Here is a 26,289-nt window from a genome sequence, read left to right on the forward strand (position 1 = left end):
GTTAAGGGGTGGGCTTTAGTCCGTCCAAGTGAGCGCAGCGAACGATTTTAATCAATTATACGCTTAGTGTTCGATGCATACCCGAAGCTTCGCTATTTCAAAAGAAAATATAAAGCCAAACGTTGCTAGCAAACCTATACATTTGGATTTTTCATCTTCGCAGTCTTTGAAGCTTGCGTGCATGTCCGGTCGTCGCTTCTTAACATAAGAATCCACTTGCTTAAGCGAACCATAACCAAATATAGGCTGTGTGATATCGTGAGCCATTGAGTTTCGGATGCTCTTTATTTCGTTTAGAGGCTGTATCAGTAAACGATACCCTTCAATGTTTTCATCTTCTTCTGGCTCATACTGTTTCAAGAAGTCTTTGAAGACATCGATTTTTTCACCAAGCATTCTATTTTCAATGGATTCATCAATAATTGCTAAAAGGTTGATCATTTTGTGTTCTATGAGAAGCACGATTGTGAAGAACATGCCTATAAGCTGGTAGTCATCTTTTTCTTTGTTTCTAGCCCACTCATTGCCTTGTACTGTAAGCTCAATAAGGCGCTGGCTGTTTTCTTCAGGAGTGCCTGGGGTCTTGTACTGAATTTTTTTGTACTGTCTTTCTGGCTTATTTCTTTTGTAGTAACCAAATTTATTCAGGATTTTTTCCAATTGTACTCCGACGATATATAACGTTTGGTCAAACCCGACAGGCTGTCGTATAACGACCCTGACCGCAACCTAAACCTTTGGTAGATATCAAAGCGTTCGTAACAAATACGACAGGCCTCAAAAAAACGCGACATGGGAGCTAAACGATTTGGAGAATTTCTAACGGCAAGCTACCGTTTTGCCGATATTCTGTCCACCGACCGGTTTTGGCCGATTTCTGCCTGTCACATGCCTTGTTCCTTGCCCAATTTGGTTTAGGGAAAAACCAATGCGATTGGTGAGTTGAATGCAAACCGGTTAGAAGTGGAATGCAGTTCGCAACCTCAGACGGCACATCGAAATTCGGTCAGGTTTCAGCCCTCATGACTCCCGGCCAACCTCCAAACGTCTTCCAAGAAAACCCATCGGTCGCAATTTTCCTCGCCCGAGATTGACCGCAAGCATGCTTCGACGTTAACTGTATGTATATACAGTCTAGGTTAAGGCATACTTCATGAGCGTCACCATCCTCGGCCCAATTGCAGAAGGGGGAGTTCAGCTTCCCTTCTACTCCTTCAAAGTCCCTGCGGGGTTCCCATCGCCGGCTGCGGATCACCTTGAGCAACACATCTCCATCGACGAGCTTCTGGACATTCGAGCACCGCATATCTACCTGGTGCGCATCGAGGGAAGCAGCATGGAAGGTGCTGGAATATTCGATGGTGATATGGCCGTGGTGGATCGCTCGATCACCGCTGAGCACGGACACATAGTGATTGCGGCGGTGAACTGCGAGCCCGTATGCAAACGACTGTGCAAGCGTGGGCCCAACATCATCTTGATGTCCGAGAACGTAGGTTACCCGCCGCGATACATTCTCGAAGGCGATGAGCTGATCATCTGGGGTGTGGTGACATTCAGCGTGCGTGCACATGATCCGAAAGCCTGATCCTGTCTTCGCGCTTATCGACTGCAACAGCTTCTACGCGAGCTGCGAGCGCGTCTTCCGGCCTGACTTGGCCAAGACACCCATTGTGGTGCTGTCGAACAACGACGGCTGCGTAATTGCCCGTAGTGCGGATAGCAAGCCGTTCGTGAAAATGGGAGAGCCGTACTTCCAGATCAAGCACAAACTCAAGCAGCACGGCATTGTGGCCTTCTCGTCGAACTATGCGCTGTATGGCGACATGAGTGAGCGTGTGATGAGTGTAATCGAGTCGCTTGTTCCGAAGGTCGAGGTCTACAGCATCGATGAAGCGTTCGCAGATTTGGCCGGCGTACCGGGTGATATCGAAGCGCTAGGGCGACGGATCCGTGCACAGGTTTATCGCAGCACTGGCATCCCTGTCGGTGTAGGAATCGCCGGCACTAAAACCCTCAGCAAGCTTGCCAACTTTGCTGCTAAAAAATGGCAGGCGCAGAGTGGCGGTGTCGTTGATCTGCGTGACCAAATCAAGCGCGACTGGGTGCTGAAAAAATGCTCGGTCTCGGATGTCTGGGGTGTGGGACGGAAGATGACGCTCCACCTCGAAGGCATGGGCATCAAGACAGCTTGGGATCTGTCCAAAACTGATCCCTGGATGCTGCGCAAAAAATTCAGTGTAGTGATCGAAAAGACGGCCCGTGAATTAGCCGGCACGCCGTGCCTTGAGCTCGATGAGCCTGATCCCCCCAAGCAAGAGATCTGCTGCAGTCGGATGTTCGGCAAACGTCTCACCGAGATAGCGCCAATCAAAGAGGCCGTGGCCACATACATGCAGCGTGCTACGGAAAAGCTTCGAGCCCAACAGTCGCTGTGTAAGAAAATTCGAGTCAGCATACGTACCGGCATGTTCAATCCAGAGGAGGCGAAGTACGCCAACGGTGTGTTGGTGGAATTGCCTTATCCAACGGACGACGTTCGCTTGATGACAAAAGCTGCGGTGGACGCGGTGGATCGAGTCTTCAGACCAGGGTTCAAATACAGCAAAGCCGAGGTGCTCTTGGTAAACCTCTGCCAAAAAGGCGAGTACACCGAAGACCTCTTTTCGGTCTCTCAGCCGGAAGCGACTGAGAAAGTGATGGGCGTTTTGGACGCCATTAATGGCCGCTGGGGTAGAGGAACGATGCGTCTCGCTAGTGTCCCAACCGATCCGGATTGGGGGATGCGTAGGGAGATGATGAGTCAAAGCTTCACGACGCAGGTTGATCAGCTGTGGACGGTGCACTGCAAATAGCAGTTTGCTATTTTTGAACGAGGCAAGGGATTAATTGCACCCAATTGCTGCGCCTGTGGTCTGATCAATTAACACCGCTGATCGCTTATTTGCCTACAAAGGATCAATAGATTGCTGGGTGGTTTCTTTCCACATTTGTTCAGTACCCACAGGGCCTAAGCCGTGCAACCATAGGGTACATGGAGCCGAGTACCCTCGGCTGCTGGGTATTGGAAAGGATGCGAGTTTTCTGCAAACGAAGGCCAATGAGGCCTATAATGCCCGGCTTGTATGAGGTCAAATATGGCAAGCGCAGAACAGGTCAAAGCACTGCTGAAATCGCATATCACTGGTGATGAGAGTCACTTCTTCTCTGTGGCTATGCAGGTTGCGGCGCACGAGGCCAAGCTAGGCCACGGAAAGTTAGCAGATGAGCTTAAAGCTCTCATCGATGCTGCGAAGGCACGCCCGACTTCAAAAAGCACAAGTAAAACAGTTCCCATCAGCCAACCCCGTGGTGAACTGGCTGACCTTCTTCAAGCGTCCTATCCCCAAGCTCGACTATCCGACATGATATTGGACGAGCACGTTGCGATGCGCCTAAATCGGATCATCAAAGAGCAGCAAAGCCATGCAAAAATTCGTGCGCATGGCCTGTCACCAAGACGTAAATTGCTCTTGGTCGGCCCACCAGGTACGGGTAAAACGCTGACCGCTTCTGCGTTAGCAGGTGAGCTGGGTATCCCTCTATTTGTAGTACGACTGGACGCGTTAATTACCAAATACATGGGTGAGACTGCCGCTAAACTTCGTCAGGTATTCGATACGATCTCTGAAGTTCGTGGTGTCTATTTCTTTGACGAGTTTGATGCAATCGGCTCGCAACGGGGATTAGCTAACGACGTTGGCGAGATTCGCCGCGTGCTAAACAGCTTCCTGCAAATGCTTGAGCAGGATCAATCCCACAGTCTTGTGATCGCAGCCACAAATCACCCTGAGATTCTAGATTACGCTTTGTTTCGCCGCTTTGATGACATGATCCAATATGGTCTTCCCGAACCTGAGCAAATTATAGCAGTTCTCAAAAATCGCTTAGCCAGCTTCAAACCCAAGCGGTTGTCTTGGATGAAGCTTGCTGAGAGAGCAATAGGTTTGAGTTACGCAGATATTGCACGTGCTGCTGACGATAGTCTTAAGGATGCGATCATTCATGACCGTGCAGTAATTACCGATGCGGATGTCTTTCGAATGCTGGAAGAGCGGAAGCTGATCAGCAAAAAACTCGTAATCGACACTTAACTTAAAGAGCTGTATCGCGATGACGGATCAACGCCAGGCCAATCTTCCCCATCTATTCCCTCAAAATACATCAGCAAAAGAGCCGTTTACGTCTCATAGGGTTAATGTTAGGCCCGCCCCCTTGCCTGATCGAGATCGCGCCCGGCATGGCAGTTCATTGCAAGGGCAGGTTCAACAGCTCCAGCCCTTTGCGGAGCAAGCCAAAGTTGAGCAGCAGGCTTTGGGTATCCAAGACGGAATTGGCCTGCGTGTTCAGTTTGAAAGCTTCAGTGATGTTAAGTTGGCGTTTGAAAGCCTAGCCAATAAACCTCAAGGTATCGAGCTTCTCAATTATAAAGAGGAAGGAGAGCAGAGCTTTGCAACTGTATTCGTCCCCGACGGAAAGCTCGCCTATTTTGAAAAAGTTATTGTTGAGTATCTCAATGATCGCAAGGGAGCTAAGGGGCAAAGTCTTGATCACAAAGCTTTGATAAATACCATAAGATCTATCCATGTTGCTCAACTTGAAGCACTTTGGACAGACGACCTTGAGCTACTGCCAGCAGATGAAGATGAAATTATTTGGTGGGAAGCTTGGTTGCCGATCAGGGATAGTCGAGAGGCTACGCTTGAAACGTTTACTAGAGTTGCAGAAATGCTTGGGATTAGGGTGTTAAATGGAACGCTTAAATTCCCTGAGCGAACCGTAGTCTTAATTCAAAGTAGCAAAGCACAATTACAACGCTCCGTTCTGACGCTCAATTGCATAGCAGAACTGCGACGCGCAAAGGAAACAGCAGATTTCTTCGATTCCTTTACTCCCGCCGAACAACATCAGTGGGGGCAAGAGCTATTGGAAAGAACAAGTTTTTCTGAACATAACAACGTACCTTATGTTTGTATCATCGATACCGGAGTCAATCACGGCCATCCTTTATTGATTCCTGCCTTATCAGATGAGGATTTACACTCCATTGAGCCTGATTGGGGGGTAGATGATCGCAATGGGCATGGAACCAATATGGCGGGCTTGGCCCTATACGGAGATCTTTCAGCCACTCTCCACTCAGCGGATCCGCTAGTCATTGGACACCGTTTAGAGTCAGTAAAGTTACTTCCGAGTAGCGGTGTGAGCACCGGTGACGAAAAGCAATACGGTGTCAACACCATTGAAGCTGTAGCCAGAACTGAAATAACCGCACCCTTTAGAGCTCGCGTGTTCAGCATGGCAGTTACGACACTGGATGGTCGAGATAGGGGCCGTCCTTCTTCATGGTCTTCCTCGCTCGACCGCCTTGCGTTCGATGCAGATGAACAAGGGGCCAATCCAAGACTGTTCGTTGTGTCGGCAGGCAATATACGAAATCCGTCTGATTGGGCGACTTACCCTGACAGCAATACTCTGATGGGTATTTGTGATCCTGCGCAATCTTGGAATGCGCTGACGGTAGGCGCCTTTACTGATCTGGTAGACCTCCCGCGTGGCTTACGCGCAGTTGCCGAGCAAGGAGCGCTCAGCCCATTCAGTACCACGTCTCAAACATGGGTAAATTATTACCCCCTGAAGCCTGACGTGCTATTTGAAGGTGGAAATCTTATCCAAGATGACCTCATAGGGCCCGCAACAGCCGGCGAGCTATCCCTGCTCACAACGCACCATATGCATATCGAAAGGCCTCTAACGCTCGTCACCGCAACCAGTGCTGCGACAGCGCTCTGTTCGCGCATGACAGCTCAGCTTATGGGGGCATTTCCTCAGCTATGGCCGGAAAGCATCCGAGCCTTGGTCGTTCACTCAGCAAAGTGGACAGATGCGATGAGGAATATGTTTCTTCCTCCTGACCGCTCGCCAACAAAACAAGATTATGAACGCCTCGTTAGACATTGTGGATTTGGGGTACCCAATCTTGAGAGAGCGATGTGGAGTGCTTCTGATTCGCTGACACTCATGATTGAGGATTCTCTCCATCCCTTCAAAAAGTTGAAGGGGAAGGAGCCATCCCTTTGCGACATGCACCTGCATGCATTGCCATGGCCAAAGGATGAACTTGAAGCGTTGGGAGCTACTCCTGTTGAGATGACTGTCACGCTATCTTATTTTATCGAGCCCAATCCCTCAGCAAGGGGGCGTTCTCGTTATCGCTATGAATCACACGGTCTTCGCTTCGACGCAAAGCGGCCCGCTGAAGATCTTGATCATTTTAGGTCAAGGATAAACGCCGCAGCACTTGATGATGAGAATGGTGTGACTAGCCGTGATGGTGATCCTGCATGGATTTTAGGCAAGCTCAAACGTCATCGTGGCTCTCTTCATCAGGATACGTGGTGCGGTACCGCTGCGGAGCTAGCAAGTCGAGGTTTTATCGCTGTTTATCCATCGCTAGGATGGTGGAAGACCAGAGCAGCTCTCGCGCGATATGACACCCCTGCTCGTTACTCGTTAATAATTTCGATCAGAACACCTGGGGTCGATACAGATATTTACAATGTCGTCGCAGCCAAGGTTGCGGCTAAAAATGTTATCCAGGTTTAAGCGATAACTAAACGCCAATATTGAAGAGGCCTTCTATGTCTAAACTCGCAGAATTCCGTCAGCTCGAAAAACACCTGGCAGAGCAGCTCGAAGCTCTTGAAGCCTTGAAGGGCGACGCTGGCCTGAAGAAAGAAATTGAATTTGAAACAAAGCTGCGCGCTTTGCTCGCCGAGTACGGCTATAGCCTGCTGAAAGTGATTGCTCTGCTTGATCCTCAAGCTGGTCGTCGCGCTCCAGCCGTCGAGTCCAAAGCCGGTAGCCGCAAACCGCGCCAGGTAAAGGTCTACAAAAACCCTCACACCGGCGAAGTCGTCGAAACCAAAGGCGGTAATCACAAGACCTTGAAAGAATGGAAAGCAGAACACGGCTCCGCCACAGTTGAGTCCTGGCTGACCAAGTGAGTTTGGTTTGAGTACAAAAGGGCCCTTCTGGGGTCTTTTTGTTTCTATCCAATTAGAGGAGGGTCGTCAGCTTGTACGAGTTGCGTACTCTCGAGGCGCGCAGTCTGATTTAGGAAGTTATCTCAATGACTCAGACACAGAAGGAGACGCAGTTCGTCTTGAGCAAAAAAAAGCCCGGTCAATGTCCGGGCTTAATTAAGTGCTACCTCATCGTTCGTTAGATGACTGCGATACAACCGAAGCAGCCAGCGTTCGAGTCGTTTCTGACGATCTCTTGTCTTGCAACGCTTGGCTAGCTTTCGCTTCCATCCCTGCTCCCGTTTGCTTATCGGGATCAGCCTGAGAGATGACAGATGCTGCCAAGCTCTTGGCAATTGCCGACGATTGATTGTCCCTTAGGACTTTTGAAGCGAGGGACGAGACGCTGGGTGAGGATTTCTTGGAGTTTTTGCTCATTGCTGATCTCCTTTTTTGCGACGTACACGTAGGCGCCAGGCTTGCAGCCCATATGCTCGGGCATCAAGCAGCTTCTTTCCGCAGCGGCGGAAACGGCAGTAAATGTATTCGTAATCGTCTGACTCTGGGGTTTGCATAAATCACCATATAGAGGTGTATTCAGCCCAAATCAGAAGGAGAGAGGGGAATGTAGTATTTTTCGCTCAAGCACTTGACCCTTCGGTCGCGTAGACCTAAAAAGTAGTTGTGTGACCTCGGGCGAATCCATACTATTCGTTCCCCTAACCGCTTTCCTTTTTGGACTGTGGTTGATGCGCCCTTGGGTAGGCCCTTCGAAAACTTCCCCTTGGTGCGCGCTGAAAGCCCTGTCTGCTCATTGAGCAGGCGGGGCTTTTTCTTTTGCGGAGAAAATCTCCGCGTTAATTACATGGGCAATCAGCCCTAAATCCTTTCTTTACAACAGTCATTCGAAGCTTTTTGCTCAGTGAGCTGCTGCCTTTGAAATCATAGTATCCCAAAAACACTACATGTTGTGGTGGTACGTAGATTTTTGCACGTCATGTGGTGTTTTGTTGGAGATGTAAACCAAACCTACTGTCCGACATCTCAAAAAAACGTTTCAGCACGGGCCCTAGGTTCTCCACGGATCCAATGTGAAGCATCGTACTGTATGTATTCACAGAAAATCAACTAAAAGCTCCTGTGGGCCATCCATTAGCGTTTTTATGTTTTTTGTAGTGGTACCCAGTAGGTTGTGAGCGTTATCCGTCACGCGGGGTTGTAGGTGGCTTAGCGTGACTGTCACGTTTTCATTCAGTTTTCGAATGTGACATGTCACGTTTCGTTTCTGACTGGTTTAGATGCGTTACTGAACACCCCAGAAACTCCAGCTGAAGAGGGTCATCGAGATTCAACCCAGAGCCATCCGAGCGTGTTCCACTCGTCGAACACCATCTGCACGCTCAGGCATTTTCCGAGAAAAGCCTGGCCCAGGTTAAAGCCAACCCCGACACCAGCCATCAGCTGTCGATCCTTCTGCCCCATGGCGTGCCGATCACCCTCACAGCCTTCCTGCTGCTAGCGGATGCGCGAAGTGACCTAAATCAGCGGATCCAGGCGAAGAAAGCCCAAACGAGCTGCGCCCATTCCACCGTCGCGGCGCAATCGAGCAAACGCCCGAGCGCCCTCAGCCGTCAGCCAAACCGCCTCCCCCCGCCACCTCCTGCCAAGACGACGATGGCCCTTGCCTTCAGGAAGGCGCAAGAGCAGAAGGACAAAACCTAAGCCCGCTCACCCGCTCATCGACCGGCCTGCGCGTAATAGACGTTATGGTCAGACTCCTAGTCTGGCTAAGTGCCGGTCGACACATAGAGAAATGCCAATCCGGCAACTAGCAATCGCTGGCTAGACTAGAATTTAACCTCCTAATGGCTGTTTGCCTTTACCCACAAGGTCGGTCTGGATAATGTGACGGACGACACAGGCTAAAAACCTATAGGGCTGTGCTCTCTCCTACCGCGCCACGATCTTGCGCACGGCCAGGGCAGTGTCGTCACGGAGTCGGTATGGAAATGGATTGGGAATCACTGTTAGACGAACTGTGGAGTTATGCGGCATCGGATCCTATGGAGCTGGAGACGAAGATCCGTTCGAGCCTGAAAGGCCATTCCTCAGAAGGCCTGCTCCAAGCCATTTCGCTTCTGATTACTCAGGGGCAGCACGCCACAGCCAGAGCACTCCTCAGCGAGTTCCTAAAAAACCATCAGGCTGCGGAAGATATTCAGCGCAGGCTTGAACTGATCCTTCATTTCAAAAAACATCGCGCGCCGCAAATGCTCTCAATCAAGAGCAAGCAACGCAGCAAAGAGCTGCTCCTCAAAGACGTCAACGACCTGGTCGCGTCTGGCAAGTTACAAGCTGCCGAGTCGCTCCTCCTGGAAGCAATTGATACGTTTGAGGAGCCTGACTATCTAAACCTGCTCAGTCGCGTTTACATGCGACAACGCCGCCCCATAGATGGGGCCGCTGCCATGCAGCGCGCTCTAGTGCTGAGACGCCAAAAGCAGGCCTTTGTCGAAATAGCGCCTGAAGAGTCGACGGATGACCTTCCAACAGCCAGTGACCTGGCTTTCCTCAACGACTCAGCTGAACGTCTAACGACCTTAGAAAGCCCAACAGCCTCGACCAACAGGGCGTTGACCGAAACAGTCGATGATTCGCTCAACTTCATTCAGCACACGGCATCTCAATACCCCTCGTTGAAAACTGACGGCTGGTGGGAAGGCCAATCAGAATCAACGCCTTCTGAAGCTCCAATGTGCCTCAGTAAACCTGAAGCCGGTGATGCACCTGATATGGCTTCAGCAGCTACAGACGACTCCACCGAAGAGCACGCGGCTGAGGACGAGACCGCTCCGTCCGCCCCCATAAAAACTATTCTCAAACTCACCCATCCGAGGAAAGAGACAGAGGCTGGAGAGGGATTAACCAAGGTCAAGGTATTCAACAAATCAGGGCGCTCATTAACCTCTATTCAGCCAACAAGATTGGACACTCCAGAACCATTGGATTCTGATGGCCCTCCCTCACAAGTCATACCATCGCTAGTCACGAAGGCTTCTGCTCCCAGGTCTCCAATTCAAGATGAGATATCTGATGAGAACGATGAGGATGAGGATGAGGATGAGGATGGTGCAGACCTCGCATTAACCGATCTGGAGCTAGACCTCCCTACTACGCCCCATCTGAACTTGGGGCTTGAAGCCCTTGAAGATGACCTCGACCTCAATCATGACTTGTATGATCTGACCATTATCGAACTTGGGGCAGGCCTCGAAGAAGAAACTCGCACTGATCTAGATGACTTCCGTGATCTTGATGATGACTATGCGGCTTATGCCTTTGACCCGGATGAAGTCTTTGACGGCGAGGAGGCTGTAACTGCAGAGCCAAATGATTGGCTCGCTGACAAACTCTCACGCGAAGAGCGTGCGCTTCAGAAAGCCGCTGAGTTGATCGGAAAGGCCAACTGGCCGCTCAGCACACTCTCTCTTGTTCAACAGATTTTTGTGATGAGTGGCTGGGGACAGACTCGTCTCGCACTTGAGAGAGAAATCGAGAAAGGACTCGTCCCTCAAGAGCTGATCTTGGCTGCTCATATCAAAGTGATCTGGTCTGAGAATGATATCTACTGGATCGCTTTTGATAAAAATGGCAGTAGTAGCCTGTCCTACTACGCGTTGTCATGGCCGACAGCCTTGCTGATCGTCCGCTCTTTTGAATCACTGCCACAGGTGGAAGAAATAGAGGTTTTCCTAGAAAGTCTCTTTGCTTCCTGGTACGAGAACACTGTTCTGCGCCGCGCATTTAAAGCATTTTCTCGGTATTTGTGGTTCAGGTTTGCCAATTTGGAAGGCTGCCTACCTGCTAATCAGCCCTTTGACTTCTGCGATCCTCACGAACTACCTGCTGAGGAATACAGTGATTTGGGGCTATGCGATGTGCTGGAAATCGAAAAAACCGAGATCCTTCGGGCCTACGGCGTATTTAAAACCAAACATCCGCAAGAGCCTGGTTGCTATTTGAGTGACAAACCACAGGTAGAAGAAAAGCCACCGCTTAATGCCGAAAAGCGAACTAAGAAACAACAACCTGAGGACACGAATACTCCTCAAGAAACTGAGGTTGAAGATGAGACTCTTGACGATTGTGCTTATGAAGCGCCATCACAGTGGTCAGCAGAGTCGCTCACATCTGCCTTGCATGCACAGCATACCGACCTAACCTTGCCAAACATTGAACCGTAACGGATATAGGATTAGCGCATGAAGCCCCTCAGACTTACACATGTACCAGGTTGCTGGGTCAGCCAAAAATTACCCAGCGGCCAAGAGGAGCGTCGGGGCATCGTCAAAATGGCTATTGCTAAAGAATCCGAAGATCAACTTCAGGTTCACTGGTTTAGCCCTGAGAAAAAGCTGGCCTATGTCGATGCTTCCGCCGTGCGCTCAGGCTTTCAAAATGGCATGGACGTGGTGGATGAGACCCCTGGCAGCGGCGTCCTCTCGCTAGGGCTGGGCGTCATCATGCAACAACGCACCTTGGCAGGTAGCGAACAAGTGTTGGTGGACTTTCCAGAACGTGGTGAGCGCCATTGGTTGCCTTATCAATACCTGCGTCAGGTGAAAGGCGTTAAGCATCGGTTTGTCACAGCCAGCAAAGGGGAACCAATCGATGCCGAGCGTATGCGCATGCGCATGCTGGCTCATGCCATTAAGGTGTGGAATGAAAACACTGGCGCTCTTTCTCACCTGGAAATTGAGCCGCTGCCTCACCAGATTCACCTGGTGCACCACATCCTCGCATCCGGCAACTTCAACTGGTTGATTGCGGATGATGTGGGATTGGGTAAGACCATCGAGACTGGAATGTTGCTGCACGCCCTGCAGCAACGAGACCTGGCCAAACGCATCCTGCTGATCACGCCCGCAGGCCTGACCAAACAATGGCAGGAGGAGCTGTACCACAAGTTCAAACTGGAAGACTTCGAGATCTATGGGGAAGACTTTTTCATCAATGAACCCCGCCAATGGAAGATGCACGACTGCGTCATCGGCTCCATGGATCGTCTAAAACAAGTCGGCCACCTGGAAAGCCTGCTCCAGGCAGAGCCATGGGATCTGGTGATCTTTGACGAAGGGCATCGACTCAGCCGCCGCCAGTACGGACAGAAGCTGGACAGCTCTGAACGCTATGACTTGGCAAAGCATCTACGCAGCCAAACCAAACACATGCTGTTACTGAGCGCGACTCCTCATCAAGGCATGCAGGACAAGTTCGTGGCACTGCTAGAGCTACTACGCCCTGAGCGTCGCACCGAGCTGATGATGCTCAACCTGAATCCAGAAATTCTGCATGACATGGTGTTCCGCAACCACAAAGCCGACGTCACCGATGCGGAAGGGAACTTCATCTTCCAGGGCAAAATAACCAGTGCCTTGCAGGTGCCCAGCAGCCATGAATCCATCGAGTTCGACAAAACGCTTCAAGCCTATCTGCGCAAAGGCTATGACGCAGGTGAAGCGCTAGGCCGTACCGGTAACGCCATTGGTTTCGTCATGACTGTTTATCGCAAGCTGGCCGCCTCCAGCGCAGCAGCCATTCACCGGGCGCTGTCTAATCGTCTTCAGAGGCTTCTTGACGATGAAGCCAAGGGCACCTCAAAAGACGAACCCAGCGATGACCGCTACCTGGGTGAGTGGGAAGAGCAATTTACCAGCGATGCCCGCGAGTTCTTTGCCGGTGAAGTCCAGTTGTTGAAAGATCTTATTGATGAGGCCGCTGCGCTGAAAGCCAACGACCTCAAGCTGAAGCGATTCATCGATGAGATCATCGGCAAAATCCACACAGCCAACCCCGACGAGAAAGTGCTGATTTTTACCGAATATCGCACCACTCAAAACTATCTGCGTGATGCCTTGGCCACCCACTATGGTAGCGACCAGGTCGATCTAATTAATGGCTCCATGCAGCATGCTGAACGGCGTGAAGCCATCAAGCGCTTTGAAGAGCAAGGGCGATTCCTGATCTCGACCGAGGCAGGCGGGGAAGGCATCAACCTCCAGAGTAAGTGCCACGTCATGGTCAACTACGACCTGCCCTGGAACCCCATGCGTCTCGTACAACGCATCGGTCGTTTGTATCGCTATGGTCAAAAGAAGAAGGTCGTCGTGTTCAACATCCAGCAAGCTGACAGTCTGGATCAGAACATCGTCGATCTGATGTATGAGCGGATCGACAGCGTGGTGAATGACCTCGCCGAAGTTCAGCAGCATGAATTCAACGATGGCCTGAAAGACGAAATCCTCGGTCAGGTAGCCGAGTTGATCGATGTGGAAGACATCCTGCAACAAGCCACAAAGCTCGGAATCGACCGAACCCGAGAGCGCATCGATGAAGCGTTAAAGCAGGCACGTACTGCTGCCGCTAAACAACGAGAGCTGTTTGCCCACGCCGCCACCAGTGACCCAAACGAACTGCGCGACGAGCTAGAGATCACCGTCGATCACCTTTACAGCTTTGTCCTGGGCATGTTCGATCAACTTGGCATAGAGGTGACAGAACGCAGCCATAAAGAGCGGCTATTGCGTATTCGCTTATCTGATCAAGTGATGCGTGAAATGGGCCTATCACCCAAAGCCTCACAACGCATGGACGTTACCCTGGATCGCATGCTGGCCTCTAATCGCCCTGACACCCATATGCTCGATCTCAACTCCAAGCTCATGCAGTACCTACTGGGTAAAGCCTGCGAGTATGACTTCGGCGGTTTGGCTGCAATGCTTCAAGCACCCGAGCTCGGTGAAGGTGCACTGCTCGGTGCCATGCTGCGCTGGCAAGGCCCTCAGGGCAAACGCATGCGGCAGGAGTTTGTGGTCATTCAGGTTAACGATGGCAAAGCCAAACTCAACCATGCAAAAGTTAGCCAATGGCTAATGAGACCAGCGGAATACAGCGTCCTGAACCCGGATGGCCAAGCCTCCAAATTATTGTTCAAGGCCGCAGAAGAGATGGCAAACCAACGCCTGGCTGATGCAAGTAACCGCTACCTGATACCAGAGAATTTGGACTGGGCTGCCGCCGGCTGGACGCATTAAGCGACAGTTTGCACACTTTAGGCATCGGTGCGGCGCCGATTATTAAAGAGGATGAACACTATGAATAAAGGCCTTAACCGGATGACGATTCGTCGAGGCCTGCCCCGATACAACGCTGAAAGGTTCCACGACATGCATGGATGCTTGGTGCGGAAGTGAGGCCACGGCCTCACTTTGCAATGCGTTTATCTTCGCTTACCCCAAAGCTCTTACAGAGCGGGCAACGGACTAGCAGCCTGCGTTCAGCCATGAAGTGATGATCACACCTCTTGCAAATGAAGAAGTACGGCGGGGCAGAGCGGAAATTAGACATTGCGCTTGATCTTCAAGTGCGCGGATGTTTTTCCTTTGGGGATTCCGCCTTCAAGACCTGACGAGCTAGCTGAAAAACCGGCTTCGAAATCATAGTCTTTCACCATGGCCAGAGCCGAAATACCGAGAGCCGCTAAAAGCACCAGTACGCCGCCAATGATCGCGGCGATACCCGTAGTAATACCTGCCGCAGCTGCGGCGCTTGCAACCACGCCAACCCCTGCTGCGCTACCAGCTGCCGCGCCGAACCAGCCGACAGGGTTCCAGAATGCTACGGCAGATGCTCCAGCCACACCGATAATGGCAGCGAGTGTTTTGTAGGGGATATTTGAAGCCACTTTGACGCAGGTAGCTAACTTGGCATCAGTGATAATGATGTCGCCGATCTTATCATCAATGGCCTTCTTAAGTTCCTTTGTTGTACTTACCGTTCGGCTGCTGTTCATTGCTCGTTCCTTCATTCTAAGGCTCCCATGGGGACAGGAAGTAAGTTGTTTCAATCGAACAGCAGGGCCTCGGTCAGCCCCTTGTCGGGATCCGGTTCATCGATGAGGTGGGCCATGCCGACCAGGCTGCGAGCCAGCTTTTCGTATGCGACCCACTGAGTATGCAGGTGATCGAACACCTGGTTGATCAGTCTTGTGGTTTCGACTTCCAGGCTGTCTTCATCGAATGCGAACACCTGATCGAATCGAACAGACTCCAAGTGTTCGTTAAGTATCTCTTGCTGTTCGAGCAGTGAGTCATAGCCGTCGCGGCACTCTTCGCGAATTTCATCGGCGAATTCGGTGAATGCCTTGTCTGTCTTGTCGAAGTGCTCCCGCATGTGGGGGGGGATGTCGTTCAGACTTGTAAAACGCTTGCGTCCTCCGTCCCGGCGGATCTCTCCAACCAGTGCCTCCAGTTCATCGAAATCGCCGAAATCCGGCAGCCAGCCGCACAAGGTATTGGCATCCCAAGCATTGGAGACGCACTCACTGATCTCGTTCATGCTGGCCGCCAGGGGAGTGCGGCGAAAGAACGGAGCCAATAGCGCGTGCAAGTCGTTGAAAGCTTGTACACGTGCTTGGTAGCGCTGGGCGATGAGGTTGGCTTCTCGGGCGTTCATAAGGCCTCACTGGCATTGGTTGGACGTTCAGAATGCGTAGGACGTCGACGACCTGCAGCTGACGTGTATATGGCTGCTTTGGCCCTGATCCGGGTCATAGTGGCGAAATGCCCGGAGGCTGTCGAGAGCCGTCGCCGACCTTTCGGGGAATGACGGCTGAGCGCTTTCTGGCGTCTGCTCGAATGCGCAGGGAAGATTGAATTATCGCCGGTCGTTTAAGGCAGTGTTGGCGTTAACCAACGCCAGGCGTTCTGGCCAAGCTGCATCGCCCAGCGGCCTCCCGACCAGAACACAATGGCCCGTGCCTTCAGGCAGTCGCAAGCAGGAGGACAACGCCCAAGCCCGCACATCCGGTCATCATCCGGCCTGCGTGTAATTGGCCCTTACGTTAAATCAGCCCCCACCGTTATCCACCGCCTGGTGACACTGCCGGGGCAATCTGGTCGCCGGACTCCGCGATTGCGCTATACCAGAAGGGTGGAGCATGGCGTAGCAGTGGAACGAAGGGGCGGCCCATGAAAAGAGCCATCGAACAGGAGACGTTGCAGGCATTGGTCGAAACTGGGGCGGCACGGGAGTTTCGGGTGCTGCGCGAGGGCGAGGCCTGGCGCGGAACTGCGCCTCGGCAGCAAGTGGCTACCGGTGCGCTGAAGGCGCGAACCGATCAGACTCTGGCGCTCATTGACCGCCGTGGGACGGTTCTGCGAAACCGTGGGTATCAAGGTGCTGAGCGTCGAGCTACGAGTCCGCTTCTCCTATCGCGGGCGCGCCCACCAAATCGCCTCGATATCCAGACTTTCCTGGGCTTCACGCATTCGTCTGAACGCATTGTCAGAAAAACAGGGATGTCTGGTCGAACCAAATTCAAAGACATGACGGCAGGCCACATCCTCATCGATCCCCAAATGGGCTCGCAATGCTTTGGCCTTGGGCTGCGTCAGACCGAGCTTTTCCGCGAGCTGTGCCGCCCCTAAGTAAAACTTCTTCTGGAGATCTAGCTCACGCACCGCCGCCGCATCGGCAGGATCGTCACCCCCTATGTACCGGACAGGTGCGCCTTCCTTCTTGGTGAAATGAACGACCAAGTTCACCCCTTCACCATCCGTCCGTGTGCCTACCGTCGCCAGCCGAGGAAATACCTCATGGATTCCTTGCCCGGCACGCACGGCTTTCTCGATGCGGTCAATGTCGCGCTCTGAAACTTCAACCTCTTCGACCGCAATCGACTCCATCGCGAGCAAGGCACGAATGCGTGCGCGTGCCTCGTCACGATGCCTTCGGCCTGGCTCCAGCAACTCCGTGACCAAGCGATACTCCCGATTCACCAGAAACTCGAAATCGCCTGGGGGCATGGTCGAGACGGGCAATACCCGAGCTGGGATATGCTCGATCAAGGCATCTTCCAAGGCTCGCTGAAGGTAGGCGTCAAAGGCGGTAATCAACGCCCGCGTATTGAGGTACAACAGATCCTCGGCAACCACAACGAACCAGTGTTGAGCCGCATCACGCAGGCTATCGACGGCGCGCATGACACCCGCTTCTTCGGCTGTCAGTCCGTGGTGAGCGATGCACAAACCGAGGCTCTTATCGAAGGAGATAGAGCGTCCGGTTATGTTATCGAACACCTTGGCTTTCTTCTGAACCAACACCGCCTTTAACAGCATCTCGCAGGCATGCTGGAGATGCAGAAGCACTGTGGTGATTCGCCCATCGTCATCAAGGCTGTTAAAGACCTGCATCCCGGTGCGTAGGGAGCTGATGGACTTGTTTTTTAAGGTTCGAGCATCCCGGACTAGCTTCATAGGCAATCCCTTCAAAGTTCTGACAAAGCACTAGAGCCGTCTTAGTCCCTCTCTCATCCGAGAGCCCTGACGACAGTAGATCCAGCATATGCGCAAGACACAAAAAATCAATAAATCCAAATAAAAGGATTTAATCCTTATTGACGAACAAAAATCCGTAGCCTATCTTGGTCACAGATTCGTGTTTCATCGGAGGTTCGCCATCATGCATACCACCCACCACTGCAAGGTCAGACAGTCACAGCGCGGGATCACGCCCAGCATGGTCGAATATGTGCTCATGCATGAGCACCACATGGACGCGGGACAGAGTCGTTCTTGGTAAGAAGAATGCTCAGAAACGACTGATAGAGCTTGAGGCTGAGAAGCGACTGCTGATGAAAATTACTAATAAAGGTGGCGTTGTCGTCATCCAAGAACGGGATGCCCTGATCACTACTACAACTGCTCTGGCCATCACTGAGCCAACAACACCGGAATGAACATGAACGAGAAAATTTTCTACCAACTGCTGGATACGGCTCGCGGATACGCCACGGCTTCCAACGACTCTGCCCTGTCGCTAATCCTCCAGCTGCTGTGCTGGTGGAAGCTGTCAAAGGAGGAACGTATTCCAGAGAGTCTCCGCTTTGAAACTTGGGCCTTCGAACCGATTGCCGCGCAGCTGGATGCACTTCGACAAGCTCAAGATTCGCTTCCTTATTCGTTCATTTATGAAGGTGCATGGCAGTTCGCATTGCAAACACCTAATGGCCTACGCCCAGTATCGGAAAAAATCTTGCAGCTGGAAAATCAAGGCTTTCTCGACAACCTAGACCTCCGGGACGCAGGCTTCTGGATGGCTAGCGAGCCAAGCAGCGATATGGCCATTTCGCCCAGCCTGGCGGATCTCGTGGTTGCATTAGCCAAACTGAAGGGCGAAGACGACGTCTACGTCCCTTGGGATCGCTCGGGCCAACTTGCTGCACGCATCATCCAAACCGGAGCCAGCACTTGGGTAGAAACCCAAAATCCAACGCTACTTTCCCCCCTGCTTTGTGCAGCAGCAAGCACTGGCTGGACACTCCATGTCACAGAGCCCCTTGCCAATCCTTCAGCGCTGGAAAAGGGCCAACTCAAACATTTCGGGTGCGCGGTTTGCTTTCCTCCAATGGGTCTTCGCTATCGTCCCGAGGTCATCAGCAACGACCTGCTGGGACGGTTCACGGAAAAGTCGCCGGTTGGCGACGTTCTTCAAATCCGTCATCTACTTGCACAAGTGAAAGGTAGAATAGTTACCGTGGTATCCAAAGCTCTCTTGTTTGGCACCGGCTCCGAACGCCAACTCAGAGAGTACCTCGTAGAGTCTGGCCTGATAGAAGCAGTGATCTCCATGCCTGCGGGCCTCTGTACCCATACAAATATCCCGGTAGCCATTCTGATATTGAACACCGCCAAGCCCTCGAAGCAGGTTCGCTTCGTGAATGCCGACGACGATGGCTACCGGACAACCGGTGCCAAAAGAAAAACTACGCTCATCAACCTAGATAAGCTGATCTATCTGGCAGAGTCATCCGAGCAGACGGAAATATCTGCCTCCGTATCTTTATCAGCAGTCTCTGCCAATGATTACAACCTAGAGGTATCTCGCTACATCTTTGACGACAAAGCACGTCGTTTAGCAGTTGCGCTTAGGGAGCATTCCTTTTCTCGATTGGGCGATCATTTCGAGATCATCCGCCCTCGGCAACACACGACCGCCTCTAGTGGCTGTAACGTCCTTGAAGTGCAAACCCTCGACTTGCCCGAGTTTGGATATCTCACTAAAGCCAGCAAAGAAGCATTGTTCGACCTAGATTCTCCCAAAGCCAATACTTACTTCCTGCAAGAAAAAGACATCCTACTTAGTTTTCGGGGTGCCATTGGTAAGGTGGCTATAACCAACGATGTACCTCCAGCAGGAGAGGGCGGATGGATTGCTGGTCAATCCTTTGTGATCTTGAGAGCTAGCAAACAAGCCAAGTATCTACCTGAAGCGCTAGCCGTGTACCTGCGTTCGGAAATTGGTCAGGTTTTACTCAACCGCATGGCGGTGGGAGTAGCCATGTCCTCCATCCAGCTCTCCGCCCTCAAGGAGCTGACGATTCCTATCTCCTCAGCAGAGGAAATGAACAGGATGGTTCAAGTTTTCAAGCAGGAAGCGCAGATCCAAATCGAAATTCAGCATTTACGAGACAAGCAATCCACATTAGCCGAAGGCTTCTGGCGCCTATAACTCGCTTAGCACCAGAACTGCACACTTATTGAAATTATTCGAGACCAGTTCAATGGACATCCTCCAATACGAATCAAAAATCTGGGCCACTGCCGACTTACTGCGTGGCTGTGGCATCAAAGAATCTGAATGGCCATCCTTCATGATGCCGTTCTTTGCACTGGCTATGATTGAAAGCCGCTTGGTGCGCATGTTCGATGAGCTCAAGGCCGAGATTGGGCAGGATGCGTTTCCCAAGATTCACAAAGACGATCTGTACGACCTGATCAAAGACAAAGGCCAGGGCTATAACATTTTTATTTTTGAAAAATCCCAATCTCTGACGGATATTTGCAAGAACGATAAGTCATTTGATATCGACTTCGATGCTTACCTGAAAGGCTTTGATGGCGAAACCAAAGACCTACTGGGAGTTGATGCCTCCGAGGGTGAAAAATTCCTCGACATTAAAGGTGTCATCACTAAGCTCAAAGCAAAGAAGGTGCTGCTTGGTTACACCAAACTGTGGGCAGATATTGACCTTAAACCCTTCAACAATTCAGAAATCACCACGCTGGAAGAACACATCAAGCGCAAGTGGGCGGACATTTCTGCCGAGACCGCCGGAGAGCAATACACCCCGGACGACGTGATCGCACTGATCGCCGAAATCATCGCCTCCAAAATCGAAGAGTCCGATAGGCTCCTCAAAATCTACGACTGCACCTGCGGTGGCGGCAATATGTTGTTTGGGGTCGAAGACCGCATCAACCAGAAGTTCAAGCGCCTCACGCAGACCTATGGCCAGGACTGGAACGATGCGCTTTATGCGTTGGCCAAGATTGAAAGCCGCTTTCGCCCAGATTCCAAAATCGAACACGGCAACACGCTGGTAGAAGACAAATTCGACAACGAAGAATTCGATGTCGTCATCGCCAACCCACCTTATGGCGTGAGCTGGAAGGGCTATCATAGAGACATCGAAAACGACAAAACGGGGCGTTTCAAATACTTGCCCTCCATTTCAGATGGGCAACTACTGTTCATGCAACACCTCATCTCCAAGCTCGACAACGTTGGCATGGGCGTGGTGGTACACAACGGCTCGACCCTGTTCAGTGGTGATGCGGGCACAGCTGAAAGCAATATCCGCAAATGGATGCTCGATAGCGATATTGTCGAAGCGGTGATCCAACTGCCTACCGATGAATTTTTCAACACAGGCATTTACACCTATCTGTGGGTGCTGAATAAAAACAAGCAGGCGCATCACAGGAACAAAGTGATGCTCATTAACGCCAGCGAAAAATTCAAACCTTTAAAGAAGAGCAAGGGCTCCAAACGCAAAGAAGTGGACGAAACCAACCGGCTAGACATTGTCGCCACGCTCACTGCCTACCAAGACAATGATTACGCCCGCGTATTTGACAAAGAATTTTTCTACTTCAACAAACAAGCGATCATGCTCACCAATGTCGATGAACAGGGTCGCAGCTTTGAAGCACACTTACCGCTGAAGGAAGACAAGTTCGGCGAAATAAAGCGCACCAGCTCACTCGAATTGATACCCACCAAGATCGAGCAGGGTGACATTGCGCTGACTGAATTCAGTATCACGAATTATGATGCAACCCAGTATGCCGCGCTAGATTGCTACTATATGGTTTCTATAAAGCCTCTGATTGCTAACTTTGACTATAAAGAACAACCCTTGGTCATTACTACGCTGGATGCAAAATATTATTACGACGCTGATCAAGAAACTCTTATCAAAGAAGCTGGGGGCAATAAAGAAGCGCTTGGCTGCGGTAAAATTATCGTTACCGCTAACTACAAAAATGCCACCAAGAAACTGGACAAGCGCATTGATATCAGTGTAGCGCTAACGGCGGACTACCAAAAAGATTACGAAATCATTCCCTTCCACAAAGATCCCGATGCCAACCAAGCTGCCATCGAAGCCTTTATGGCGAACTACATCAGCAAGCCGTTTGTTTATCTGGAAAACGTGGTTGGGGTGGAGATGAACTTCAACAAAATTTTCTACAAACCAGAAACACTGCGTTCCGCAAGTAAGATTGCGGCAGAGATTTCTGCGCTGGATAAGGCATTGCAGGCACTGGAAGCGGAGCTGGCGTTATGAGTGCAGTGAAAATGCAACGCTATGCGGAATACAAGGATAGTGGGGTTGAATGGGTAGGTGAAACCCCTTCACATTGGCTACTGACTAGAAATAAGGAGATTTTTTTAGAAAGAGGTAGCCTGAGCCAAAATGGAGATGAAACGCTATTAACGGTCTCACATATAACTGGTGTTACTCTGCGTTCAGAAAAAAATGTGAATATGTTTATGGCTGAAACGATGGAAGGCTATAAGCATTGCAAAAAAGGTGACTTGGTTATCAATACCATGTGGGCCTGGATGGGCGCGTTAGGTACAGCAAATGAAGATGGTATTTGCAGCCCTGCCTATGGTGTTTATGCGCCTAGGCGGTTTATGCCATACAACCCAAGGTATTTTGATTATTTATACAGAACACCCAGTGCAATTTCTGAAATGACAAGAAATTCAAAAGGAATTGTCTCTTCACGGCTTCGACTTTACCCGAAGGATTTTTTCCAGATATTAACGGCCTTGCCGCCATATCAAGAACAAACCGCCATCGCCAACTATCTCGACATCAAAACCGCGCAGATTGAGCGGCAAATAGATTTGCTAAGCCAAAAGGCGACCCAGTATGGCAAGCTCAAGCAATCGCTGATCAACGAAACCGTCACCCTTGGTTTGGATAAACTCGTGCCAATGAAAGACAGTGGGGTTGAGTGGTTGGGAGAAATACCGTCTAGTTGGAAACTGCAACGACACAAAGATGCTTTTCAACTAATTTCATCAAGATGCTTAAACCCATCTTCCTTGAAAGTTGCTTTAGAAAATATTGAAGGCAAAACTGGGCGCTTTATTTCATCGGACACTGAGTTCGCTGGAGATGGTGTTCAATTCAAAAAAAATGACATTTTATTTGGAAAATTAAGGCCTTATTTGGCCAAGGTGTACTTGGCAGAATTTAGCGGGAATGCCATAGGAGATATTTTTGTGTACCGCTCACGACCAAAGGTCTCGCCACAGTTCGCAGCTTATCTAATGCGTTCAGATCGCTATATCGACGTAATTAACAGTTCTACCGCTGGAGCAAAAATGCCTCGCGCCAGTTCTGGATTTATTGCAGATTTGCCTGTCGCAATTCCATTAATAGCAGAACAAACCGCCATCGCAGCCTATCTCGATTCCAAAACCGATCATATAGATCGCATTGTCACAGCGATAAACACACAGATAGACAAGCTGAAAGAGCTGCGAAAAGCGCTGATCAACGATGTAGTGACAGGAAAAATAAAAGTCGTGAGCAAAGGAACTGCCGCATGAACGAACTCCATCTACAAAACAAGTTCCTGATTCCGTTCTTTCGGGAGGGTTTGGGCTACAAGGAGGTCAAAGCCAATACGGTTACCCAGTCGCTGATTATTGAAGAAGACTTGCAGGCGTTTATTGCCGCGAGTTCGCTCAACCAAAAGCCCTACGAGACTTTGCTCAAAAAATACAAGGGCGATAAAAAGGCCTTACTGCAAGACCTGATGGCATTGATTGCCGAGCGTATTGCCAGCAGCCGAAATATGGCTTTGTTCATCAACGCTAATAAGTCGATTGGCTTGCAAGGCGTCAAACTGCATTTGTTCTACACTAGTGACAGCGTGATTCACGGCAATGCCTTGTTTGATGAAAATATTTTCTCGGTGGTGCAAGAACTGCCGTACAAGTTTAACCATCAAGGCGCGCAGATCTTTTCGTTCCGCCCCGACCTAGTGATTTTTGTAAACGGCATTTACCTCGGCTACAGCGAGTTAAAAAGTAACTATACCAGCCAGAGCGCCAGCAAGAACGGGCGCGGCAAGGTACTGAAAGATTATTTTGAAGCAGTAAAGGTCTATCACCAGCATATCGACAGCAATGCCATGCTGAGCGACAAAGAAAAGCAGAGTGTGCGCAAAGACTTTCTCAAAATTTTCGAGAGCGCCGTTAACATCACCACCACCGACATTAGCGAAACCTATGTCATCCGCACAATTGCCGATTACTTTGACGAGATATTGGCTACCTGCCGTGAGGGAAAATTCGACCGGGAAGAAATAGAGAAAAAAGCCCACGGAGTATTCAAGCTCTATCCCTTGCTCAAGCCCGATGCCGAAAAAAAGGACAAGCTCAAAGAGCTGTTTTCCGCTTTGTACGGCAAGCTAATGATCGAGAAAGAAATCCTGTATTACAACTTTATCGAGCGTGACGTCTACGTCAACAAAGGGGTTAGGGAGATAAAAGATCAGACAGGACATTTGATTTCACCACGCCCGAAGCAGAAGTTCGGCACTGACAAAATCATGGCCAAGATCGACGAATTTTTGGCTCACGAGCAAGAGCCTGACTATTTTGAAAAGCTGCTAGAGCAGCAATTATTGGGCGTTGGCGAAGCCAAAAAGAAAGAGCTGCTGGATAAGCGCAAGGCCTACTCCAATAACAAAAATGTATATTCACTGCTAATGCAATACGCCGCCGGGTTCGGAAAATCCAATATCATCGGATGGTCAGCCTTGCAGTTAAAGGACTTACGCCGCCCAGATAACGACGGCAAAGCGCAGTATGTGTACGACAAAATCATGATCGTGGTGGATCGTCTGCAACTGCGCAGCCAGATTGATTCGCTCATGCTGAACATGAACATCGACAAGCGCATGGTGATCGAGGCAACCAGCAAGAAGACTTTTCAAGAAGCGCTGGCATCCGACACCCGATTGGTGATTGTTAATTTGCAGAAGTTTGGCGCGGTAAGGGAAATGCTCGACGCCGAGGTGCTGAAAAAACTGGCGGGCATGCGCATTGTGTTCCTGATTGACGAGATCCATCGTTCTAACAGCGGCGATCAGCATGAAGAGATGGTGAGCATTTTTGACGAACTGCAGAGCCCGTTTGATGGTGATGCCTATACCGGACAGGCCACCAAGAAGAACCTGATCATCGGTTTTACCGCCACGCCAGATGACCACACCCTGGCCCGCTTTGGCGAGTTCAGTGGCTATGCCGAAAGCGAGAAACTCTGGCGGCCTTTTGATAGCTACACCATGAAGGAAGCTATCGAGGATGGCTTCATCCTGAATCCGCTCAAAAATATTGTGCCTGTCGCGTCCAAGATGCTGTTTGATTTACCTGCGAATCCGCTCGAAGGTTTTACCGCGAAGGAATACAAGGACGCGCAGAAAAAGCAGGTCTATGAAAACCGAGATCGTATTGATGCTATTGCTAAGTATGTAGCGGACTTATTAGTCAAAGACGTGTACCGTCAAATACGGGGTACCGGCAAAGCGATGCTAGCGGTGTACTCAATCAAGGCGGCCATAGCGTATCAAGGTGCAGTGACGAAGCACTTCAACGCCTTGGTGAAGAATCCCAAGTACGAAAAGTACGCCGATGCGCCGATCCATGTGGTGTATTCCAGCAACCAAGATGAACAAAGCGCTACCGGACTCAATGGTGGCTTGACGGAAGAAAAGGTGCTGGAGAGTTTTGCGCTCAGTAAAAATGGTTTGATGATTGTTGTCGCTAAGTTGCAAACCGGTTTCGACGAGAAGAAATTGCACACCTTATTCCTGGATAAAGAAATCAAAGGAATCAGCGCCATTCAAACCATTTCTCGCGTGAACCGTACGACGAAATACAAGAACGACTGCAAGATTGTTGATTTTTCCTACAACAACGTGAATGTGCAAAACATCAAGGATGCTTTCGAGCATTTTTCTGATGTGGTGGTGAGTGACTTCGACCCGTTCGGCGACAAAAAGGTACTGGACGTATTGCTGAGCGAATTGAAAAAGTCTGATACCTACGACAAATTCTTTGCGGTATTCATGGGTATCTACAATGACGCCGCTAAGCGCGACGATCCAGAGAGCTATTTGGACTTTGAAAGCAGCCTGAAGAAATACATCGACGCCAATCCGCAGCGCACCGCCGATACCAAAGCCAAGGCATCGCAGTATTTCACCATTCTCAATCGCATTGAATACGTGATTGAGTTGGATGCGAAGTACAGCGAACCGAGCTTTTTATTCTTCTGGCGCAAGTTCAATACGCTCTACAACATGCTGCATAGAAGCGAGGACATTAAAGACCCGATTGAAGTGTATTTTGACAACCAGATTGGCATGATTGAAGTGCTGCCAGATGATCAAAAAAAGAAGAAGAGAAAGCCAACAGAAGTTGCTGTGGGCACACCACCGGGCCCTGGTGGACAGTTTGATATTTTGGCCATCATTGCCGCCCGTAACGAACAGGAAGCAAAGACGGGAACATTGATCAAGGACTTCGAAGCCAAAATCGTTGATTTCTTCCGCTACGTGCGTGAGTCCAGCGAGGGCGAACGGTTGATCGTCAAGATCAAATCACACGTTTCCGAGCATGAAATTTACGACGACTTTGCCAAAATTTATCGTCGGTACAAAGCGCTCCATAGGCAGACTGTTGGCGACTATTTTTTCAAGGAAACTGAAGATCTGGTTGAAAAGCTGTGTGATGACTTTGAAATCACCGTACGAGACGCGCAGTGAATTTGCCAAGCAGTTATGTGGTAATC

Annotated in this window: 17 protein-coding genes and 1 pseudogene; 13 read left to right on the forward strand and 5 right to left on the reverse strand. The window is 50.5% G+C overall.

Annotation, left to right across the window (positions count from 1 at the left end):
- Positions 1-63: 63 nt before the first annotated feature.
- Positions 64-660: a hypothetical protein gene (locus ACYZT8_RS03140; protein WP_461979165.1), complete on the reverse strand. Its 597-nt coding sequence runs from the start codon at positions 658-660 to the stop codon at positions 64-66.
- A gap of 493 nt (positions 661-1,153) precedes the next feature.
- Between ACYZT8_RS03140 and ACYZT8_RS03145 the strand changes: the two genes are divergently transcribed.
- The 5 genes from ACYZT8_RS03145 (at position 1,154) to ACYZT8_RS03165 (ending at position 7,046) form a co-directional block, all read left to right on the forward strand.
- Complete coding sequence (locus tag ACYZT8_RS03145) at positions 1,154-1,588, forward strand: LexA family protein (protein WP_283188608.1); 435 nt, start codon at positions 1,154-1,156, stop codon at positions 1,586-1,588.
- Entirely contained in the window at positions 1,575-2,855 is a 1,281-nt protein-coding gene (gene umuC, locus ACYZT8_RS03150; RefSeq protein ID WP_461982354.1) for a translesion error-prone DNA polymerase V subunit UmuC, read from the forward strand. Before ACYZT8_RS03145 ends, umuC begins: the two co-directional genes overlap by 14 nt.
- Positions 2,856-3,137: 282 nt before the next feature.
- On the forward strand, positions 3,138-4,133 hold the full coding sequence (locus tag ACYZT8_RS03155) for an AAA family ATPase (protein WP_461979168.1): 996 nt from the start codon (positions 3,138-3,140) through the stop codon (positions 4,131-4,133).
- Positions 4,134-4,152: 19 nt separating this feature from the next.
- A complete protein-coding gene (locus ACYZT8_RS03160) occupies positions 4,153-6,645 on the forward strand; it encodes a S8 family peptidase (protein ID WP_461979170.1) in 2,493 nt (830 codons plus the stop codon).
- Between the two features lie 35 nt (positions 6,646-6,680).
- A complete protein-coding gene (locus ACYZT8_RS03165; RefSeq protein WP_461979172.1) occupies positions 6,681-7,046 on the forward strand; it encodes a histone-like nucleoid-structuring protein, MvaT/MvaU family in 366 nt (121 codons plus the stop codon).
- Positions 7,047-7,253: 207 nt separating this feature from the next.
- Here the strand turns inward: ACYZT8_RS03165 and ACYZT8_RS03170 are convergent, their stop codons facing one another.
- Positions 7,254-7,502: a hypothetical protein gene (locus ACYZT8_RS03170; RefSeq protein WP_461979174.1), complete on the reverse strand. Its 249-nt coding sequence runs from the start codon at positions 7,500-7,502 to the stop codon at positions 7,254-7,256.
- A 1,565-nt stretch (positions 7,503-9,067) separates the two neighbouring features.
- On the opposite strand from ACYZT8_RS03170, the gene ACYZT8_RS03175 reads away from it, so the two are divergent.
- Positions 9,068-11,308 carry a hypothetical protein gene (locus tag ACYZT8_RS03175; protein ID WP_461979176.1) on the forward strand — a complete coding sequence of 747 codons (2,241 nt, stop codon included), beginning with the start codon at positions 9,068-9,070 and terminating at the stop codon, positions 11,306-11,308.
- Between the two features lie 444 nt (positions 11,309-11,752).
- Positions 11,753-14,158, forward strand: coding sequence for a DEAD/DEAH box helicase (locus ACYZT8_RS03180; protein WP_461982356.1), 2,406 nt, complete (start codon positions 11,753-11,755; stop codon positions 14,156-14,158).
- 305 nt (positions 14,159-14,463) lie between these two features.
- Here the strand turns inward: ACYZT8_RS03180 and ACYZT8_RS03185 are convergent, their stop codons facing one another.
- Together ACYZT8_RS03185 and ACYZT8_RS03190 are read right to left on the reverse strand one after the other, a co-directional pair.
- Complete coding sequence (locus tag ACYZT8_RS03185) at positions 14,464-14,916, reverse strand: hypothetical protein (RefSeq protein WP_461979178.1); 453 nt, start codon at positions 14,914-14,916, stop codon at positions 14,464-14,466.
- A 50-nt stretch (positions 14,917-14,966) separates the two neighbouring features.
- Positions 14,967-15,578 (reverse strand): hypothetical protein, encoded by a 612-nt coding sequence (locus tag ACYZT8_RS03190; protein WP_461979180.1) that lies wholly within the window; start codon positions 15,576-15,578, stop codon positions 14,967-14,969.
- A gap of 515 nt (positions 15,579-16,093) precedes the next feature.
- On the opposite strand from ACYZT8_RS03190, the pseudogene ACYZT8_RS03195 reads away from it, so the two are divergent.
- A pseudogene (locus ACYZT8_RS03195) lies at positions 16,094-16,319 on the forward strand (hypothetical protein); the annotation flags it as partial.
- A 14-nt stretch (positions 16,320-16,333) separates the two neighbouring features.
- On the opposite strand, the gene ACYZT8_RS03200 reads toward ACYZT8_RS03195, so the two are convergent.
- The gene (locus ACYZT8_RS03200; protein ID WP_461979182.1) at positions 16,334-17,380 is read right to left on the reverse strand and encodes a hypothetical protein; all 1,047 of its coding nucleotides are present in this window, start codon (positions 17,378-17,380) and stop codon (positions 16,334-16,336) included.
- A gap of 284 nt (positions 17,381-17,664) precedes the next feature.
- Here ACYZT8_RS03200 and ACYZT8_RS03205 point away from each other — a divergent pair, with 284 nt between their 5' ends.
- From ACYZT8_RS03205 to ACYZT8_RS03225, 5 genes are read left to right on the forward strand one after another with little or no spacing between them, the layout of a single operon-like run.
- Positions 17,665-17,862, forward strand: a complete 198-nt coding sequence (locus tag ACYZT8_RS03205; RefSeq protein WP_461979184.1) for a hypothetical protein — start codon at positions 17,665-17,667, stop codon at positions 17,860-17,862.
- 2 nt (positions 17,863-17,864) lie between these two features.
- Complete coding sequence (locus tag ACYZT8_RS03210) at positions 17,865-19,634, forward strand: N-6 DNA methylase (protein ID WP_461979186.1); 1,770 nt, start codon at positions 17,865-17,867, stop codon at positions 19,632-19,634.
- A gap of 52 nt (positions 19,635-19,686) precedes the next feature.
- Positions 19,687-21,756, forward strand: a complete 2,070-nt coding sequence (locus ACYZT8_RS03215; protein ID WP_461979188.1) for an HsdM family class I SAM-dependent methyltransferase — start codon at positions 19,687-19,689, stop codon at positions 21,754-21,756.
- Positions 21,753-23,036, forward strand: a complete 1,284-nt coding sequence (locus ACYZT8_RS03220; RefSeq protein ID WP_461979190.1) for a restriction endonuclease subunit S — start codon at positions 21,753-21,755, stop codon at positions 23,034-23,036. Before ACYZT8_RS03215 ends, ACYZT8_RS03220 begins: the two co-directional genes overlap by 4 nt.
- Positions 23,033-26,263 carry a type I restriction enzyme subunit R domain-containing protein gene (locus ACYZT8_RS03225; RefSeq protein WP_461979192.1) on the forward strand — a complete coding sequence of 1,077 codons (3,231 nt, stop codon included), beginning with the start codon at positions 23,033-23,035 and terminating at the stop codon, positions 26,261-26,263. Before ACYZT8_RS03220 ends, ACYZT8_RS03225 begins: the two co-directional genes overlap by 4 nt.
- The last annotated feature ends 26 nt before the right edge of the window (positions 26,264-26,289 follow it).

This window comes from Pseudomonas sp. LB3P93 (assembly GCF_054898025.1).

Excerpts from the sequence above, each read along its gene's own strand:
- ACYZT8_RS03145 (WP_283188608.1), top strand. The coding sequence starts at position 1,154 with ATGAGCGTCACCATCCTCGGCCCAATTGCAGAAGGGGGAGTTCAGCTT.
- ACYZT8_RS03155 (WP_461979168.1), top strand. The coding sequence starts at position 3,138 with ATGGCAAGCGCAGAACAGGTCAAAGCACTGCTGAAATCGCATATCACT.
- ACYZT8_RS03160 (WP_461979170.1), top strand. The coding sequence starts at position 4,153 with ATGACGGATCAACGCCAGGCCAATCTTCCCCATCTATTCCCTCAAAAT.
- ACYZT8_RS03165 (WP_461979172.1), top strand. The coding sequence starts at position 6,681 with ATGTCTAAACTCGCAGAATTCCGTCAGCTCGAAAAACACCTGGCAGAG.
- ACYZT8_RS03170 (WP_461979174.1), bottom strand. The coding sequence starts at position 7,502 with ATGAGCAAAAACTCCAAGAAATCCTCACCCAGCGTCTCGTCCCTCGCT.
- ACYZT8_RS03175 (WP_461979176.1), top strand. The coding sequence starts at position 9,068 with ATGGAAATGGATTGGGAATCACTGTTAGACGAACTGTGGAGTTATGCG.
- ACYZT8_RS03180 (WP_461982356.1), top strand. The coding sequence starts at position 11,753 with ATGCGCATGCTGGCTCATGCCATTAAGGTGTGGAATGAAAACACTGGC.
- ACYZT8_RS03185 (WP_461979178.1), bottom strand. The coding sequence starts at position 14,916 with ATGAACAGCAGCCGAACGGTAAGTACAACAAAGGAACTTAAGAAGGCC.
- ACYZT8_RS03190 (WP_461979180.1), bottom strand. The coding sequence starts at position 15,578 with ATGAACGCCCGAGAAGCCAACCTCATCGCCCAGCGCTACCAAGCACGT.
- ACYZT8_RS03200 (WP_461979182.1), bottom strand. The coding sequence starts at position 17,380 with ATGAAGCTAGTCCGGGATGCTCGAACCTTAAAAAACAAGTCCATCAGC.
- ACYZT8_RS03205 (WP_461979184.1), top strand. The coding sequence starts at position 17,665 with ATGAGCACCACATGGACGCGGGACAGAGTCGTTCTTGGTAAGAAGAAT.
- ACYZT8_RS03210 (WP_461979186.1), top strand. The coding sequence starts at position 17,865 with ATGAACGAGAAAATTTTCTACCAACTGCTGGATACGGCTCGCGGATAC.
- ACYZT8_RS03215 (WP_461979188.1), top strand. The coding sequence starts at position 19,687 with ATGGACATCCTCCAATACGAATCAAAAATCTGGGCCACTGCCGACTTA.
- ACYZT8_RS03220 (WP_461979190.1), top strand. The coding sequence starts at position 21,753 with ATGAGTGCAGTGAAAATGCAACGCTATGCGGAATACAAGGATAGTGGG.
- ACYZT8_RS03225 (WP_461979192.1), top strand. The coding sequence starts at position 23,033 with ATGAACGAACTCCATCTACAAAACAAGTTCCTGATTCCGTTCTTTCGG.